Raw genomic sequence first — 17,312 nt, 5'->3', positions numbered from 1 at the left:
AGCGGGGTGTCAAGATCGCCGCGAAAAGGCGGGAAAACGATTCTTCACGGCGTCCGGGGGGACCCGCGCCACCCCCAGTCGGGACGCGGGTCCCCCGGTTGCTCGCTGTGACCGGAAACCGCGGGGACCGCCGCGGCGGGGACACCGGGGCGGTGTCCTATCAGGATTTTCGCAGTCTACCGTCGCCGGGCCCGCGAAAAACGTGCATTCGTCATGGTCCGGACCATGAATCCCGCATCGCCCGGACCGCTCAGGCGAACCCTGCTCCGGATGTCAGCAGGTGGAACGCCCGTTCGGCGGCCGCGACGGCGTCCGGGTGCCGCCGGGCCGCGGGGACGCCGGCCGCGACCGCGGCCATGTTCGCCGCGGCCAGCGTCCGGCGGACGGCCGCGATCTGCGCGGCGGCCAGCCCGGCGTCGGGCGACGGGACCCCGGCCTCGGCGAGCGCGGCGGCCAGCGCCGACTCCCCCGCGGAGGCGGCCTGCGCCAGCCGCGCGACCAGCGCCGGTGTGCCGGTGACCAGCCGGAACACCACGAGCACCGCGGGCTCGTCGCACAGGCCCGTCACCGGCGAACGTTCCTCGAGCCCCCGCAGGAACGCCTCCCGCAGCGCGGCCAGCGGGCCCTGCCCGGGCCGGCGCGCGCGGACGACGTCCGCCGCGCCGGTCTCGTGGTCGGCGAACCGGTGCAGCACCAGGTCCTCCTTGGAGGGGAAGTAGGCGAAGAGCGTCCGCTTGGACACTCCCGCCGCCTTCGCCACCTCGGCGACCCCGACGGCGTCGAACCCGCGCTCGAGGAAGAGCCCGATCGCCGCCGCCGAGATCGCCGCGCGCGTGCGGAGCTTCTTGCGCTCCCGCAGGCCCAGTTCGTCGGTCATGTCACTGAGCGTAGCGAACAGTCTCAGACTTTGTGCAGGCCAGGCGTGCCTGCTTGCACTACGTAACTGATATCGTTCTTGATCACCACTTTCGCCGGGTCGTAGACACTGGTGTCGGACGTCGTCATGAAATCCGCTCGCATCTGCGACGGCGTGGTCGTGACGCGGACGTAGCCGCGCTCGCCCTTGCAGTACTTGATGTGCGGGTTGTTGGCGAGCCAGGCCGCGCTGGGCGGGGTGGCGTCGTCGCTGTTGCTCGTCACCGACGTCGTGACCAGCTCCGAGCCGATCAGCGGGTCGCTGTGGTCGAAGTAGTCGAGCCGCAGGTCGGCGGCCCAGTGCCGGTGGACGTCGCCGGTGAGGACGACCGGGTTGGCGACCTTCCGGTCGACCCAGCCCTTCGCGATCCGGTCGCGCGAGGCCTCGTAGCCCTGCCACGAGTCCGGGCTCTCGCAGGTGGCCCTGTCGCCGTCGCCGTCCCGCGTGGCGAAGAAGACCTGCTGGCCGAGGAAGTCCCAGGTGGCCGGGTGCGACTCGAACTGCTTGAGCAGCCACGCCTCTTCGGTGCTGCCGAGGATGCTGCGCGAGGTGTTGCGCATGTCCGTGCAGGCCGGGCCCGCCGAGCCGGAGGGGTCGGGCACTTGCGCGTTGCGGTACTGGCGCGTGTCGAGCATGTGGAACCGGGCCAGGTTGCCCCAGACGAACTGGCGGTACAGCTGGATCGACGCGCCGTTCGGCTTCGCGGTGGAGCGGATCGGCGTGTGCTCGTAGAACGCCTGGAACCCGGCGGCCTTGCGCGCGGCCGGGGCCGGCGACGTCGTGCCGTTCCAGTTGTTCTGGACCTCGTGGTCGTCGAAGACCACCAGCCAGGGCGCGATCGCGTGCGCGGCCTGCAGGTCGGCGTCCGTCTTGTGCTGGCCGTGGCGGGCGCGGTAGAGGGCGAGGGTGGTCGCGTCGTCGGGGACGGCGAGGCTGCGCGGGTTGCGGTCCTGCGCGGCGCGGCCGGACTTCTTCTCGTAGATGTAGTCGCCGAGGAACAGCACCAGGTCCGGGTCGTCGGCCACGACGCCCTTGTACGCGTGGTAGTAGCCCTCCTCCCAGTGCTGGCAGGACGTGAAGCAGTACTTGAGCTGGTTGACCGCGGCGCCCGCGGCGGGCGCGGTGCGCGTCCGGCCGACCGGCGAGAGGTAGCCGGAACTCTTGAAGCGGTAGAAGTATTCGCGCGCCGGCTCGAGGCCCGTCGGTTCGATGTGGACGCTGTGCGCGGACGCGCGGACCGCGTTCGCCGTGCCGCGCTGCACGATCGAGGTGAACGCCTCGTCGTTCGCGATCTCCCAGTCGACCGCGTAGGTGGCGTCCGGCATGCCGCCGTACCCGTCGGCGTTGAGCGGCGCCGGCGCGAGTCTCGTCCACAGCACCACGCTGTCGGGCAGCGGATCGCCGGACGCGACGCCGAGCTGGAAGGGGTCGTGGATCGCCGGGGCGGCCACCGTCGTGCGGGCGTTCGCCCAGGACGGCAGCGCCGCCGAAGCCGCGGTGGCGGTGACCGCGGCGAGCCCGCCGAGGAGCACCTTGCGCCGGTTGACCTGAACCATGTCGGAATGCCTTTCGGGGAGGGGAGACGCGGTCAGGCCGCGAAGTCGGTGAGGCCGTCGCTGCAGGACTTCAGGTCCGGCTTGGCGGTGGTGTAGTTCGCGACGCAGACCTTGTAGAAGACCCAGCCCCCGGCCGGGACGGTCACGGCCTTGTCGACCTTCGTGCCCTCACCGCCGGAGTTCCAGACGTAGAACGGGCCCGCGCCGCCCTTGAGCCAGTAGGCGACGACGGCCGAATAGCCGTCGGCCTTCGTGTCGTAGACCAGGAAGTGCGAGTCGGACGAGCGGTACTGCCCTTCGCCCGCGCACGCGTCGGCACACTGGCCGCTGCCCGAGCCGACCCCGCAGTCGGGCGCGATCCGCTGGTCGGAGCCGGTGTAGACGTAGGTGTCCGAGATGTACCCGCCCAGTGCGGGCACGTAGTCCCACAACGTGCCCGTGCCGTAGGTCCCGGTCACCGAGGAGCCGGTGACCTGGCAGTCGATGGCCACGGACGCGCCGTTCGCGACGGTCTTGACGGCCGTCGCGCTCGCGGTGGGCGCGCGTCGGACGTTGAGCGGGTCGCCCGCGGTCTTGACGGTGCCGGTCGACGCGGCCGATGCCTCGAGCGCGCCGCCGACCGCCAGCACGCCCACCGTCGCGAGGACGACCCCTAGCCCGGCCATGCGCCGGAGGTTCGAACGATTCATGGCGGGAGCGTGACCCGGGGCCGTACACGTCCCGTACAAACGGCACGGACACTCCGAATGGATCTATCCCCGCGGTCGAACGGGCCATAGCATCCGGCTCATGGGGGAACTCATCGGGCAGGTTGAGGCCACCTCGCTTAAGATCCGCGTCCTCGGTCCGCTGGAGGTCACCGCCGCCGGGCAGGTGCTCCCGCTCGGCGGGCCGAAGCCCCGGCTGCTGCTGGCCGCCCTGGCCCTGCAGCCGAACGTCGTCGTGTCCGCGGACGTGCTGGTCGAGGTGCTGTGGCCGGATTCGGCACCGCGGTCGGCCGCGGCCAACATCCGGACGTACGTCCATTCGCTGCGAAGACGGTTCGCCGAGATCGACCCCGGCCTCGGCGAGCGGATCAGCAGCCGGGCCTCCGGCTACCTGCTGACCGCGGCGCCCGGCGAACTGGACCACGTCGCGTTCACGGCCTTGGCCGCGGAAGCGCAGGAAGCGCTCGATCGCGGCGACGCCGAGAGCGCTCTCAAGCTCCTCGACCGCGCCGATGCGTTGTGGCGCGGCGAAGTCCTCGAAGGACTCCCCCACGACCACAGCTGGGGCGCGACCGTCGCCCGGCTGGCCGAGCTCCGGCTTTCCGTGCAGGAACAGCGCCTGCGGGCGCGGATCGACCTCGGCCGCTGCGGCGAAGCGGTCGCCGAGCTGCGCGGCCTGGTCACCGAACACCCGCTGCGCGAAGAGCTCTGGGCGCAGCTGATCGTCGCGCTCCGGGCCGCGGGCCGGACCACCGACGCCATCGAGGCGTACGAATCCGCGGAACGCGTTCTGCGTGAAGAGCTCGGCGCCGAACCCGGCGCCCGGCTGCGAGAACTGCGCGCGACGCTGGTGCCGGAGAGCGTGCTCGCCGCGCGCCCCGCCGACGTCGTCCCGGTCTGCCAGCTGCCGCTCGACCTGCCGGACTTCACCGGCCGCGACGACGTGATCCGCGAGGTCGTCGCCCTGATGCGCGAGCGCGCGGAGTCCGGCGCGCCCGCCGTGATCGTGCTGTCCGGCGCGCCCGGCGTCGGCAAGTCGGCGGTCGCCGTCCGGGTCGCGCACGCCGTCCGCGACGCCTTCCCCGACGGCCAGCTGCACGTCGACCTCGCCGGCACGTCGTCGTCGCCGCGGGCGCCGATGGGCGTGCTCGCCGAACTGCTGCGCGCATTGGGCATCCCGGACGCGGGCCTGCCGCGCGAACCGGCCGAACGCTCGGCGCTGCTGCGGTCCCGGCTGGCCGGGCGGCGGATGTGCGTCGTGCTCGACGACGCCGGGAGCGCCGCCCAGGTGCGGCCGCTGCTGCCCGGCGCGGGCGCGTGCGCGGTGCTGGTCACCAGCCGGATCCGGCTGCCCGGGCTCGCCGGGGCGACGGCCGTCGACGTCGACCTGCTGCCCGAAGCCGAGGCCGCGCGGCTGCTGCAGGGCATCGTCGGCGCCGAGCGAGTGGCCGCCGAGCCGGAGAGCGCCGCGGCGATCCTGCGCCAGTGCGGGCACCTGCCGCTGGCGATCCGGGTGGCCGGCGCGAAGCTGACGCACCGGCCGGGCTGGACGCTGCGCCTGCTGGCCGACCGGCTGCGCGACGAACACCGGCGGCTCGACGAGCTGCGGGTCGGCGACCTCGCCGTGCGCGCGAGCGTGACGCTGTCCTACGACCTGCTGCCGATGTCGGCCGCGACGGCGTTCCGCGGGCTCGGGCTGCTCGGGCCGGTGCAGTTCCCGGCGTGGGCGGTGGCGGCGGTGCTGGGCCGCCGCGACGCCGAAGACGTCCTCGACGTCCTGGTCGACGGGCACCTGGTCGAGCTCGTCGGCTCCGACTCGGCCGGGCAGCCGCGGTACCGGCTTCACGACCTTCTGCGCGTGTACGCGGTGGAGCTGGCGGAGCAGAGTGACGCGGCGAAGACGCGTGCCGCGCTTCACCGCGTTCTCTCCGGCTATCTCGCGCTGGCGCTGGAAGCCGCGCGCCGGATGCCGTTGCACTTCTTCGGCATGTACTCCGACGAGGAGCTGCCGCGCCCGGCCGTGCCCGCCGACGTCGTGCCCGCCGACCCGGCCGCGTGGTTCGCCGCCGAGCGGCACACGAGCGTCGCGGCGGTCTCGCTGGCCGCCGAGCACGGCTTCGACGACCTGGCCTGGCAGCTGGCGTCGGCGTTGACGCCGTACTTCGACCTGCGCGGGCACCAGGACGACTGGCACAGCACCCACACGATCGCCCTGGCCGCAGCCCGCCGGACGGGCTCGCTGCGCGCCGAGGCGATCGTGCAGCGCAACCTCGGCCAGTACCTGCTCTACCAGGACGAGTACGCCGGGTCGCGGGTGGCGTTCGAGGAGTCGAAGGCGCTGTTCGAGCAGGTCGGCGACGCCCAGGGCGTGGCGATCGCGCTGACCGGGCTGGCCACGATCCTGCGCATCGACGGCGAGGACGGCCCCGCGCTCGACCACTGCCACGAGGCGCTGAAGCTGTTCGCGGAGGAAGGCGACCCGCACGGCGAGGCCGTGGCCCGGCTGGGCGCGGGCGCGGTCTGGATGTCGCGAGGCTGCTACGCGGCGGCGAAGCGCTGGTTCACCGACGCCCTGGAGCTGTCGGCGGCGATCGGCGACCGCCACCGCGAGGCGCACGCGTTCAAACGGCTGGGCCTGCTGTTCCAGCACCAGGGCAACCTGGCGGCGGCCCGCGAGCACGTCGACCGCGCGATCGCGATCTTCACCGAGCTGGGCGACGACCACTGCGTCGGGTACGCGAACCAGAACCTCGGCGAGCTGTGCCTGCACAGCGGCGATTTCGCGCACGCGCAGCTGTTGCTGGTGAACTCGCTGTCGGTGCACCGCCGCAACGGCGACCGGCGGTCGGAGGCCGAGGTTTCGCAGTTGCTCGGGGAACTGCACCGGGCGCTTTCGCAGCCGGAGCGGTCCCGGGACTACTCCGAGCGCGCGCTGGCGATCTGGCGGGAGCTTTCGACGCGGCCGCCGGAGCCGGTGGAGCCCGTCCGGGAGGCGCCGCACATCGTCTCGGCCTGACGCACAACCTGCTTGTACGGATCATGTACGCCACCCCGGCAGTCTTTCGCCACGTTCGAGTGAACAGGTGCGAGAGGAGAACCGGGGATGATCCGGATCACGATGGCCGGCCGCGTGACCGCGGCGGTTCTGGCCGCGGGGGCGGTGACGGCGCTGGCCGGAGCCCCCGCCCAGGCCGCGACCGCGAACGGCGCGAGCTGGACCGAGAAACTGTCCACTGTGGACTACGACGACGTCAACGTCACCGGCGCGGGCGGAACCCTGACCCTGGCCGACGCCGCGTGGCACAGAACCGCGCAGGTCTTCGCCGGCAGCGAAGGCAGCTTCATCACCGCCGAGCACGCGCTCGGCTCCGCGGCGAACCGCGTCAGCGCGCAGCTTTCCGCCGACACCCCGAAGGGCACCACCGTCGAGGTCGACGTCCGGGGTCGCACCGGGGTGAACGACTGGACCGAGTGGACGCCCGCCGGGACCGCGTTCAAGACCTCCGTCAGCGCCGTGCAGGCGCGGATCAGCCTGCGCAGCGACACCGACGGCGTCCGCCCGGCCGTCACGGGCCTGGCGCTGAGCGCCGACAGCGTGCCGCAGGTGAACGCGCTCGCCGCCACGGCCGCGCTGACCTACAAGATCTACGCCACCCGCGAAGGCCTGCCCGGCGGGACGACCGCCAACGGCCACGTCATCACCAGCCGCGACCACTTCGTGGCGCTGCCGTCCGGGCGCGGCCTGGCACCGAAGGGCACCGGGAACTACAGCGTCCGCGTCTGCAAGACCGACAACAGCCGCTGCGAGTACGCGCCGGTGTGGGACGTCGGCCCGTGGAACACCAAGGACGACTACTGGAACCCGTCCTCCGTGCGAGCCGAGTACAAGGACCTGGCGCAGGGCACGCCCGAGGCGTACGCCGCCTACCACAACGGCTACAACGGCGGTAAGGACGACCTCGGCTACAAGGTCGGCAACCCGGCGGGCATCGACCTCGCCGACGGCGTCTTCTGGGACGGCCTCGGCATGTCCGACAACGGCAACGTGAACGTCACCTACCTGTGGACCGGCTCCGGCCCGACCGGCGTCGTCAGCACCGCGGGCGACCCGATGAACGTCCGGGCCGGCGCCAGCACTTCGGCCGCCGTGAAGGGTCTCGCGGCGAACTACGCCAAGGTGAACATCGAGTGCTACGTCGAGGGCGACACGGTCACCGGCAAGTTCGGCACCGGCAACATCTGGGACCGGATCGGCCCGGGCAACTACGTGTCCGACACCTACCTGCAGACGGGCTCCGACCTCCCGGTCGCGCCCCACTGCTGAACCGCGGCTCCAGGGAGCCCCGAGCGTCGCGTGGTTGACTGCCCTCACCCCCGCGATAGAAGCGAAGGCCCGGCGTCCGCGCCGGGCCTTCGCCCGTTCGCGCGGCCGGTCCTGCCCCGAAGGCCGCGCGGCCGTCCCCGCCGATCAGCGCGGCACCCGGTGAAACTGGGCCGATGACGACGTTCAGCGACACCTTCCGCCGGCGCGTCCGGGGCACCGTGCTGGCCGAAGGCGACGACGGCTACGACGACGCGCGCCAGGTCTGGAACGGGGAGATCGACCGGCGGCCGGCGCTGGTCGTGCGCGTCGCCGGCCCCGACGACGTCGCGGCCGCCCTGGCCCACGCCCGCGAAACCGGCCTGGACGTCACCGTCCGCGGCGGCGGGCACAACTTCGGTGGTGCGGCCGTGGCCGACGGCGCCCTGCTCGTCGACCTCGGCGGGCTCCGCACGATCGAGGTCGACACCGGTGCTCGCACCGCGCGCGTCGGCGGCGGCGCGACCTGGGCCGAGCTCGACGCGGCGACCCAGGACCACGGCCTGGCCACGCCGGGCGGCACGATCAGCGACACCGGCGTCGGCGGGCTCACCCTCGGCGGTGGCTTCGGCTGGCTGACCGCGCGGCACGGGCTTTCGGTCGACAACCTGCTCTCGGCCGAGGTCGTCACGGCGGACGGGCGCGTCCTGCGCGCGTCGGAAACCGAGCACCCGGACCTGTTCTGGGCGCTGCGCGGCGGGGGCGGCAACTTCGGCGTCGTCACGGAGTTCGAGTTCCGGCTGCACCCGGTCGGGCCGCTGGTCGAGCTCGGGATGTTCTTCTGGAGCCTCGCCGAAGCACCCGCGGCCCTGCGCTTCGCCCGCGACGTCCTGGAGTCGCTGCCGGCGGGCACGGGCGCGATGCTCGCCGGGCTGAACGCGCCGCCGGCGCCGTTCGTCCCGCCCGAGCACCACGGCGCTCCCGGGGTCGCGCTGATCGTCGCCGGGTTCGACGGGCCGGACCGGCACGCCGAGGTCGTCTCGCGGATCCGGGCCGGGCTGCCCGCGCGCTTCGAACTCGTCACGCCGATCCCGTACACCGAGCTTCAGCGGATGCTCGACGACGGTGCGCCGCGCGGGCTCCTCGCGTACGAAAAGTCGTCGTACGTGGGCGAACTCTCCGACGACGTGCTCGACGTCATCGCCACCCACCTGCCCGGCAAGACTTCTCCCCTGTCGCTGATGCCAGTGTTCCCGTTGACAGGCGCGTTCACGGCGGTACCCGACGACGCGACCGCGTTCGGCGGGGCCCGCGAAGAGGGTTACGTCATCGGCATCGCGACGGTCGCGCCGACGCCGGAGCTGCACGCCGCGGACCGGCGTGGACGCGGGCGTTCTGGTCGGCGCTCGTGCCCCATTCCGGCAACGTCGGCGGGTACGTCAACTTCATGGCGGAGTACGAAGAAGACCGCGTCCGCGCCTCCTACGGCGCCGGGAAGTTCGCGCGGTTGCGGCGGGTCAAGGCCGCCTACGACCCGCGGAACGTGTTCCACCACAATGCGAACATCCCGCCCAGCGGAACATGAATTCACAACCGTGAACAATAGCCCGCCCGCTGTACAACCTCGTGTCCATTGTGTAAAACTTCGGACACCTGGAGCATTTCCCCACACGGAATGGCGGGCACCTGTGAGCGTTACCCGGAGAACCCTGCTGACCACCGCGGCCGGTGCCGCGGTGGCGGTCGGCGCCAGCACCTCCCCGGCCGCCTCGGCGGCCTCCCTCGATGCCTCCGACCAGGCATCCGTCACCCGGACGCTCCGCCAAGCGGCCGATTACGCGGTGGCGAAGCTGCGCGCGGTCGCCCCCGGCGTCACCGCGTTTCCGGTCGGCACGAAGTTCGAAAAATGGACCTATTCGCAGAATGGCGACTGGGTCGGCGGATTCTGGCCCGGCCAGTTGTGGCTGGCCTGGCTGCACAGCGGGGAAGAACAATTCAAGACCCTCGCGCTGGCGTCCGCGGACAAACTCGCGCCGCGCCAGAACGACACGGGCACGCACGACCTGGGATTCCTCTTCTCCCCGTCCTGGGTGACCGCGTGGCGGCTCACCGGGGACGACAAGTGGCGCGCTGGTGCCGTGCAGGCCGCGGCGTCGCTCAGCAAGCGCTACAACCCGGCCGGGAAGTTCATCCGCGCCTGGGGCGCGCTGACCGACCCGAAGGACGCGGGCCGCGTCATCATGGACACGATGATGAACCTGGACCTGCTGGCCTTCGCGAGCAAGCAGACCGGTGACCCGAAGTACCTCGAAATCGCCGTGGCACACGCGAAAACCGCGCAGGCCAACTTCGTCCGCCCGGACGGTTCGACCCCGCACGTCTTCGACTTCGACCCGGTCACCGGCGCGCCGATCGGGCCCGGCACGGTGCAGGGCTACAGCCCGACGTCGTGCTGGTCGCGCGGACAGGCGTGGGGCGTCTACGGCTTCACGACGATCTACCGGCGCAGCGGCGACCAGTCGTTCCTGACCACGGCCAAGCGCCTGGCGGACTTCGCGTTGTCGCACCTCACGTCCGACCACGTGCCGGTGTGGGACTACCTGGCCCCGCAGGCCCCGAACGACGTCAAGGACGCCTCGGCCGGCGTGATCATGGCGTGCGGCCTGCTGGACCTCGCGGAACTCACCCACCGCGCGCAGTACCGGGACAGCGCGCTGCGGATCCTTTCAGCGGTCTCGCAGACCTGCCTGACGACGAAGTCCACGCGGGCCGAGGCGAGCGTCGCGCGCTGCACCCGCAACCGGCCGGCCGAGGACGGCGTCGAGGTGTCGCTCCCCTACGCCGACTACTACCTGCTGGAAGGCATCCTGCGGGTGCTCGACCGCCGGAAGGTCGACCGCGCGGTCGACCTGTCCAGCGTCTGAGCCCTTCCGGGGAGGCCGCCACCTCCCCGTCAGTGGTGGTGCGCGTGCGCCTTCGCGTGGCCGAGGCCGCGCCCGATCATCCACTTGTTCACCGGCACGGTGACCACGAAGGCGATCGCCAGCGAAAGCACCAGCGCCAGCCAGAAGAGGAAGCTGACGAGCCCGGCGTCCATCGCCCCGGGGATCGCGACGACGACGGTGTTGTCGATCAGCTCCATCACGGCGATCGAGACGGTGTCCGCGGCCAGCGCGACCTTGAACGCGGCGGCGAGCGGCAGCCCCGACTTCAGCACGCCCCGCATGGTCAGGCCGTAGCCGAAGACGAACGCGAGCACGATCGACAGGACGACGGTGGCCGCGTTGTGCAGGCCGAACGCCGTGCCGAGGACCATGCCGAGGATCTCACCGATCGCACAGCCGGTCAGGCAGTGCAGGGTCGCCTGGATCGCTGTCGCCCACGAAGCTCCGTGCTGTTCGCTCATGCATCGGACTATACCCCCCAGGGGTACCGAAGCGCGTGTCTCGTGCGCCACAGCGTGGTCCCCGGCCGCTTCGCCGGGGACCACGCCGGGATCACGCGGCGAGGAGGGCGGTCATCTTGGCCACCTCGGCCTGCTGGGTGTCGACGATCCGCTGGGCCATCGCCTTGGCGTCGGCACTGCCGCCCTGGGCCAGCTCGGTGCGGGCCATGTCGATCGCGCCGCGGTGGTGCTCGGTCATCAGCGTCAGCCACTTCCGGTCGTAGGCGGCGTCGCGCAGGGTGCCGAGGTCACCGGTGTCGACCATGCCCGGCATCGAACCCATGCCCGGCATCGAGCCGTGCTCCGGCGCGCCCCACTGCTTCAGCCACGCCGTCAGCTGGTCGATCTCCGGCTGCTGGGCCTTGGCGATCCCGTCGGCCAGGGCGATGACCTGCGGGTTCTTCGTGTGCTGCGGCACGGGTGCCGCCATCTCGACCGCCTGCCGGTGGTGCGGGACCATCGCCTGCGCGAAGGTGACGTCGGCGTCGTTGTGGTCGGACTGCGTGGCGCACCCGGACAACGCGAGCGCGGTGACGGCGGGCAGCACGAAGCCCGCCAGGAACTTCCTGGACATTTCTCTTCCTCACTGGAGTTCTGCGGATGGGCACGGCGAAGCCGCGCCGATCAGATCCGCAGCACGCAGTGGGCGGCGAGCAGGAGACGACCGGCTGGCGCCGTCGGGGGCGGCCGCGCGGTCCGGCGCCCGCCCGCCGGCCGCCGGACGAGCGCGACCGGCCGTGGCCGGCGCCGCAGGAGCACCGTGACCAGCAGGAGAACCACGACCGCGGTCAGCACGGCCAGGCACTCGTGCAGCGGCGAGTGCCCGGGCGGCGACAGCCGGTCGGGCTCCTGAGGCCCCGGCATCGACGGACTCTCGTGCGCGGCGGCGGAAACCGGCATCGGGGCCATGGATCCGTGCTCGGCGGGCACGTGGTGCATCGCCACCACCCCGAGCGCGAGCGCGCACAGCAGCAACCAGCGCGCGGGCACGGAATGGCGAGTCATCGTCGCCCAGCGTAGCCGACACCGCCGGGCAGGCGAATCCTCGCCAGAAACCCACGAGATAGAACTCGCTTCCGTAACCCTTTGCGCACATCCCGTTGACCACAGTTACGCGGGGCCCTACCTTCCCCCTTGGTCTCCACCGTGCGCAGACCGTTCGACAGTCCTGAGGAATGGGTGGGGATGCGAGGGCCGACGAAGACGTTCGGGCTGGTCGCGACGCTGCTGCTGACCGCGGCGCTCGCGCTCGGCGGCTGCGCGGGCGAGCTGGCCGGCTCTTCCGCGCTGACGCCGACCCGGATCGCGTTCGTGCCCAAGGTCGCCGGCATCCCGTACTTCGAGGCGATGGACACCGGCGGCCTCGAGGCGGCGAAGCAGCTGGGCGTCGAGTGGTCGTCGACCGGCCCGAAGACCGTCGACCCGGACGCGCAGGTGACGATCCTGCGTGAGCTGATCGCGAAGAAGGTCGACGTCATCGTCGTCGCCCCCAACGACCCGGCCGCGCTCGCGCCGGTGATCGCCGAGGCCCGCGGCAAGGGCATCCACGTGCTCACGTCGGACACCGACGCGCCGGGCACGCAGCGCGAGGTGTTCGTCAACCAGGCCAGCGCCGACGGCATCGGCACCGCGCTCACCGACGCCCTGATGAAGCGGACTGGCGGCACCGGCAAGTACGCGATCGTCTCGTGCGGCCCGGCCGCCGCGAACCTCAACACGTGGATCTCGGTCCAGAAGGCGTACGCGGCGACGCACTACCCGCAGGCCCAGCTCGTCGAAACCGTGTACGCGGGCGAAGACCAGGAGAACGCGACGAACCTGGCCAAGGAGCTGATGGCCCGCCACCCGGACCTCACCGGCCTGGTCGGCGAGTGCACGACGTCCGCCCCCGGTGTCGCGCAGGCCGTGCGCGAGGAGCAGAAGATCGGCCAGGTCTTCACCGTCGGCGTCGGGACGCCGCAGGCGATCAAGCCGTTCCTGCTCGACGGCTCGTGCTCCCAGTCGGTCCTGTGGAACGTCGAGTCGCTGGGCTACCTGACCGCGTGGACGGCCAAGCAGGTCGCGGACGGCAAGCCGCTGGGCCCGGTCAACAAGGTGAGCCTGGAGTTGCCGGCGGTGAAGTACGACGCCGCGTCGAAGACCGTCCTGCTGGGCGATCCGCTGCTCATCACCGCCGACAACGTCGACCAGTTCAAGTACTAGCGCACGTCGATCGTCACCGTCGCGGTGCTCGTCGCCGCCGGGAGCCGCGTCGTGTCGACCGCGAGGTACTCGCCGTCGTCCTGGCGCCCGTCCGGCAGCGTCTTCGCGTGCAGCGCGTACGGCGGTGCCGCGTTGGTGATGCCGTCGATGCCGAAGTCGTTGTCGTTGCTGAGCACGACGGTCCGGCCGCCGTCGGTCGTCGCGACGCCCTCGACCTTGTCGTGGCCGAAGAAGCCGCCGCTCGGGTCGAGGCCCGTGACGAGCGCGCCGACGTCCAGGAACAGCTTCTTCGACACCGGCGTGATGCCGGCGGCGGCGAGGGCCTTCGTCGCGTCGGCCGTGGTGTCCTTGCCGACGTAGGCGTCGATGCTCTTGCCGCCGACGAGCACGCCGCCCTTGACGGCGTCGTACCCCGCGGCCCGCGGGCCGACGTCGGTGGCCCCGGTCAGGTCGATCTCGAAGAGCTTCTTGTAGGCGCCCGGTTCCTTCTTGCCGTCGCGCTCGTCGACGAGGAAGCGTGTCGCCGAGAGCGCGGTGATCTCGCTGACCGCGGTGCTCGTCGTGTCCGGGTCGTCGAGCAGGTAGAGGTACTCGTGGGTGGCGCGGGTGCGCAGGTCGACGGTGACGATCCGCAGCGTCGTGACGTTGCCCGGCTTCTTCGTGAGGTCGGGCTGCTGCAGCGCCGACTGCATGATGCCGACGAGCGTCCGGCCGTCCGGGGTGAGCGCGAGGCCTTCCATGCCCTTGTTGGGCACGCGGTACTTGAGCTCGCCGGGCAGCGAGCCGTCGTACGGCGAAAGGCGTTCGAGCGCGCGGCCGTCGCGGCCGAAGTGAGTGATGAACGGGCCGTACTCGTCGGACACCCAGAAGGTGCCGTCCTTCTGCGCGACCAGGCCTTCGGAGTCGTAGCCGTTCACCGACTTCGGGAGCACGGTGCCGTTCAGGTCGACGATCTTCTCGCCGGTGTCGGCGAGCGGGCTGACCTGGCCGTTGTACGGGGTGCCGTCGGCCGCGCGCAGCGGGATCTTCCGCTCCAGCACGGCTTTCCCGTCGCGGAGCCGGAACTTCCCGATCGCGGGTGTGAACGCGGGCAGCGGCTCGATCTTGCCGCCGTCGGGCGCGTCGACGTTGGGGCCGCGGTCGGTGAGGCCGTAGACCCCGTCGCGCTCGCCGGGGACCGGGGTCAGCGCCGAGCCGTACGCGCCGCCCGTGATCGGCACGCCGCCGAGGGTGGCCAGCGGCGGGAGGTTCGTCGGGAACAGCTTCACCGCGTCGGAAACGGTGTAGGTGAAGGAGTCCCGGCCGGTGAACCCGGGTGCGGGCGTGTAGTGGAACGTCCCGTCCGCCCCGATCGACACGGTCCCGTGCGCCGCGGCGGTGTGCCGGACGACGGCGGTGGCCGAGCGGTCGTTGCCGAGCACGCCACCGGTCAGCGTCCGCCCGGCCCGCACGCGGTAGTGGTCGTCGCCGGCCCGCGGCCCGTGGCCGTGCGCGGCGGCCGGGCCCGCGGCCGCGAGCGGCACTGCCAGCACCCCGGCGACCAGGGCGATTCTTACCCGCTTCATCCCGTTTCTCCTCCTCCGGCGCGTGGACCGCACCGGAGGAGGAGTCTGGGTGGCCGAAGTGGACGTCGGCCGTCTTCGAGAAGACCGGGGCGTTAACGGTGCCGGCGGACGTGGCCGGCCGCCGCGCCGCCGCCCAGCACCAGGATCAGCGCCGTCACCCCCCACCGGCGTTTCTCCTCGGTCCGTGCAGCGGTGTCCCGCACGACCGGCTCGGCTTGCTTGGTCGGCCGCGCGTGTGGTGCCGACGTCTTCGGCGGCGGTGCCGCCCGCGCGCCCGGCGTCGGGGCCGGGGTGGGTGCGGGGGTCGGGGTCGGGGTCAGGGTCGGCGTGGGCGTCACCGCGGCCGGCTGCTCCACCGGTGGTGGCTGGGACGGCGGGGGCGGCTCAGGCGGCGGGGTGGTCGTCGGGGTCGGGGTCGGCGTGGGGGTCGGCGACGCCGAAGTGGTGGACGGCGGCGGCGGTGCCTCGGCGAGGCACCCGGCGGCGTCCCCGCTCACCAGCGCGGGCCCGGTCGCGACCTCGACCGCGGCACCCGAGCCGTCGCGCGGCAGCCGGTACGTGACGCTCCGGTGGCCGTCCCGGTTGGCCGTGGCGTAGACGGCTCCCGGCCCGAGCACCACCGACCCGTACGCGCCGCCGGGCGGGAACGACAGCCCGGGCACCACGGCGACCTTCCCGGTCGCCGGATCGAGCGTGACGACCGCGCCGTGGCCCCGGGTGGTCGTCGACACGCCGTACAGCAGCCCGTCCGACGGGTCGTACGCGAAGTCGTCCACGCCCGCCGCGAGCGTCACCGGCCGGAGGGCCGTCCGGTGCACCACCCGCAGGTAGCCGTCCGACACCGGGTCGACGTCCACTGTGTACAGATCGCTGTTCTGCCGCACGTACCAGCGGTTCCCGGCGATCGCGCCGGCCGTGGCGCCGGTGACCAGGCTCCACACCGGACGCGGCGCGCCCGCCCGGCCGATCACGCCGAGGTCGGTCACCGCGCCCGAGGCGTCGATCCGCACCGCGTGCGCGCCGTGGTCGTAGCGGCCGCTGCGGGTGCCGTCGGCGACGCCGTACACGACGTCCTGCGCCGCGGAGTACCCCATCGCGTTGATCCAGTACCCGGCCTGCGTCAGGCGTTTCGTGGCGCCGCCGGGCAACGACAGGAGCCGGAGCGTCGTCGGCGCGCCGTCGCGTTCGTTCTGCGCCTGCAGGATCGTGCAGGCGTCCGGGTCCTGGGCCGCCGGGCGCGTCGACGACGCGGGCGCGAGCCAGCCCGTCGCCGCCAGCAGCGCCGAGACGGCCGCGGCCACGCCGAGCATCGCCGCCCAGCGGGCCCGCGAGCCGGTCAAGCCAGCCTTTCGAGCGCGCTGGTGAACGCCTCCGACGGGATCTTCGCCCCGCCGCTGAACGGGTTCTGCAGCTGGTAGATCGCGAACAGCAGCAACGTGATCGTGCCGGCCAGGGTGGAGACGATGATGATGTGCGCGGCGAGCCGCGTGCCGCCGAACAGGTTCGGCAGCAGGATCGCCGTGATCACGCTGCCGAGGATGAGCGCGAACCAGACGACCGCGCCGACCCCGCCGCCGCCCGCGTTGTTCAGCCGCTGGGTGCGCGCCTGGTAGACCGACCAGAGCTGGTTGCTGGCCTCGGTCTTGCGGTCGACCAGCCAGTCACCGTCGACGTCGACGGCCGCGACGGCCTGGCGCATCTGGTCGAGCTCGGTCCAGCCGGTGGCGGGGATCTCCCCGCCGTCGGTCAGGCGCGGCCACTCCTGCTGCTCGACGGTCTGCGCGTAGGCGACGGCCAGCTGGTGCACCCGGTCCTTCGTGTCGCCCGGCAGCGCGTCGGCCGCCCAGGTGGCCGCGACCAGGCTGTCGGCCTCGGTCTGCGCGTCCTGGGTCGCCGAGCCGACGGAGTCGAACAGCGAGATGAGCACGAACGCGACGAGCACCGCGTGCAGCCCGCCGACGATGGTGAACACCTGGCCCGCCGCGTCGTTGTTGTCGGGGCGGCCCTCGTCCCAGCCGAACCGCCGGACCAGGTAGGCGATCACGCCCGCGACGACGGCCGCGCCGGCCACCCACAGCCCGCCGGCCACGAAGATGTTCATCCACGTCCTTTCCGCACCCGGCGCAGGACCGCCGGAACGCTCAAGTTAGCCACCCATTTCCGGGCGGACAACCGGGAATTGTTCGATTCATCCGGGTGGCCTCACCCGGGCCGCGATTATCGCCGATTCGGCGCAGTTCACCGCAGGCGGGGGCCGTCTGTTCCCGTCCCGCGACGGCCGGATTTCCCCTTACGAGAAGCGAATCTTCTCGACCGGGTGACGGCCGGGAACCCCCGGTGACCGCCAGCGGTCGAGCGTCCAGGAGAACGCGCCCGAAATGGGCTGTTACTTATCTTCCTGACACGATCGTGTCATTGTGGGCCCGGGCGCCGTTGCTATGTTGATTCTTCGTTGCCTTGGGCAATCCCGGCTTCCGAATTGATTGGGTGGTTCTCGCTGTGACTGTCACCGACCCGGTGGAGACCGAGACCGAGCAGGCGCCGTTGAGCCTGGGCCGGGCCGCGGCCCGGACGCTGGCCACGACAACGAAGTCGGTCCCGCAGATGCAAGGGATCTCCTC

Annotated in this window: 14 protein-coding genes and 1 pseudogene; 6 read left to right on the top strand and 9 right to left on the bottom strand. The window is 72.1% G+C overall.

Going from position 1 to position 17,312, the window contains the following annotated elements; genetic code table 11:
* Positions 1-250: 250 nt before the first annotated feature.
* From ACWEN0_RS26930 to ACWEN0_RS26920, 3 genes are read right to left on the bottom strand one after another with little or no spacing between them, the layout of a single operon-like run.
* Positions 251-877: a TetR family transcriptional regulator gene (locus tag ACWEN0_RS26930; protein ID WP_451979085.1), complete on the bottom strand. Its 627-nt coding sequence runs from the start codon at positions 875-877 to the stop codon at positions 251-253.
* A gap of 23 nt (positions 878-900) precedes the next feature.
* Positions 901-2,472, bottom strand: a complete 1,572-nt coding sequence (locus tag ACWEN0_RS26925) for an alkaline phosphatase D family protein (RefSeq protein ID WP_451979082.1) — start codon at positions 2,470-2,472, stop codon at positions 901-903.
* Positions 2,473-2,504: 32 nt separating this feature from the next.
* Entirely contained in the window at positions 2,505-3,161 is a 657-nt protein-coding gene (locus ACWEN0_RS26920) for a hypothetical protein (protein WP_451979079.1), read from the bottom strand.
* 100 nt (positions 3,162-3,261) lie between these two features.
* Between ACWEN0_RS26920 and ACWEN0_RS26915 the strand changes: the two genes are divergently transcribed.
* The 5 genes and pseudogenes from ACWEN0_RS26915 (at position 3,262) to ACWEN0_RS26895 (ending at position 10,403) form a co-directional block, all read left to right on the top strand.
* Positions 3,262-6,195, top strand: a complete 2,934-nt coding sequence (locus ACWEN0_RS26915; protein ID WP_451979076.1) for a BTAD domain-containing putative transcriptional regulator — start codon at positions 3,262-3,264, stop codon at positions 6,193-6,195.
* Positions 6,196-6,282: 87 nt separating this feature from the next.
* The gene (locus tag ACWEN0_RS26910) at positions 6,283-7,503 is read left to right on the top strand and encodes a hypothetical protein (protein ID WP_451979074.1); all 1,221 of its coding nucleotides are present in this window, start codon (positions 6,283-6,285) and stop codon (positions 7,501-7,503) included.
* A 173-nt stretch (positions 7,504-7,676) separates the two neighbouring features.
* Positions 7,677-8,135 (top strand): annotated as a pseudogene (locus ACWEN0_RS26905) (FAD-binding oxidoreductase); the annotation flags it as partial.
* A gap of 791 nt (positions 8,136-8,926) precedes the next feature.
* Positions 8,927-9,064, top strand: coding sequence for a BBE domain-containing protein (locus ACWEN0_RS26900; RefSeq protein ID WP_451979810.1), 138 nt, complete (start codon positions 8,927-8,929; stop codon positions 9,062-9,064).
* A 103-nt stretch (positions 9,065-9,167) separates the two neighbouring features.
* Positions 9,168-10,403 (top strand): glycoside hydrolase family 88 protein, encoded by a 1,236-nt coding sequence (locus tag ACWEN0_RS26895; RefSeq protein ID WP_451979807.1) that lies wholly within the window; start codon positions 9,168-9,170, stop codon positions 10,401-10,403.
* Positions 10,404-10,432: 29 nt separating this feature from the next.
* On the opposite strand, the gene ACWEN0_RS26890 is transcribed toward ACWEN0_RS26895, so the two are convergent.
* The 3 genes from ACWEN0_RS26890 to ACWEN0_RS26880 all read right to left on the bottom strand — a co-directional run bounded on the left by ACWEN0_RS26890 (position 10,433) and on the right by ACWEN0_RS26880 (position 11,929).
* Entirely contained in the window at positions 10,433-10,885 is a 453-nt protein-coding gene (locus ACWEN0_RS26890; RefSeq protein ID WP_451979071.1) for a DUF4396 domain-containing protein, read from the bottom strand.
* Positions 10,886-10,976: 91 nt separating this feature from the next.
* The gene (locus ACWEN0_RS26885) at positions 10,977-11,498 is read right to left on the bottom strand and encodes a DUF305 domain-containing protein (RefSeq protein WP_451979068.1); all 522 of its coding nucleotides are present in this window, start codon (positions 11,496-11,498) and stop codon (positions 10,977-10,979) included.
* 50 nt (positions 11,499-11,548) lie between these two features.
* The gene (locus ACWEN0_RS26880; protein WP_451979065.1) at positions 11,549-11,929 is read right to left on the bottom strand and encodes a DUF6153 family protein; all 381 of its coding nucleotides are present in this window, start codon (positions 11,927-11,929) and stop codon (positions 11,549-11,551) included.
* Positions 11,930-12,109: 180 nt separating this feature from the next.
* On the opposite strand from ACWEN0_RS26880, the gene ACWEN0_RS26875 reads away from it, so the two are divergent.
* Positions 12,110-13,126, top strand: a complete 1,017-nt coding sequence (locus ACWEN0_RS26875; protein ID WP_451979062.1) for an autoinducer 2 ABC transporter substrate-binding protein — start codon at positions 12,110-12,112, stop codon at positions 13,124-13,126.
* On the opposite strand, the gene ACWEN0_RS26870 is transcribed toward ACWEN0_RS26875, so the two are convergent.
* From ACWEN0_RS26870 to ACWEN0_RS26860, 3 genes are all read right to left on the bottom strand, one after another.
* Positions 13,123-14,691: an esterase-like activity of phytase family protein gene (locus tag ACWEN0_RS26870; RefSeq protein ID WP_451979059.1), complete on the bottom strand. Its 1,569-nt coding sequence runs from the start codon at positions 14,689-14,691 to the stop codon at positions 13,123-13,125. The genes ACWEN0_RS26875 and ACWEN0_RS26870 overlap by 4 nt on opposite strands.
* A 92-nt stretch (positions 14,692-14,783) precedes the next feature.
* A complete protein-coding gene (locus tag ACWEN0_RS26865) occupies positions 14,784-16,031 on the bottom strand; it encodes a DUF6923 family protein (RefSeq protein ID WP_451979056.1) in 1,248 nt (415 codons plus the stop codon).
* The gene (locus ACWEN0_RS26860) at positions 16,028-16,792 is read right to left on the bottom strand and encodes a bestrophin-like domain (protein WP_451979053.1); all 765 of its coding nucleotides are present in this window, start codon (positions 16,790-16,792) and stop codon (positions 16,028-16,030) included. The genes ACWEN0_RS26865 and ACWEN0_RS26860 overlap by 4 nt, the downstream gene beginning before the upstream one ends.
* Positions 16,793-17,312: the final 520 nt, after the last annotated feature.

The sequence above is a fragment of the Amycolatopsis sp. NPDC004378 genome, from assembly GCF_053602455.1.
This window is presented reverse-complemented; position numbering and strand designations above follow the sequence as displayed.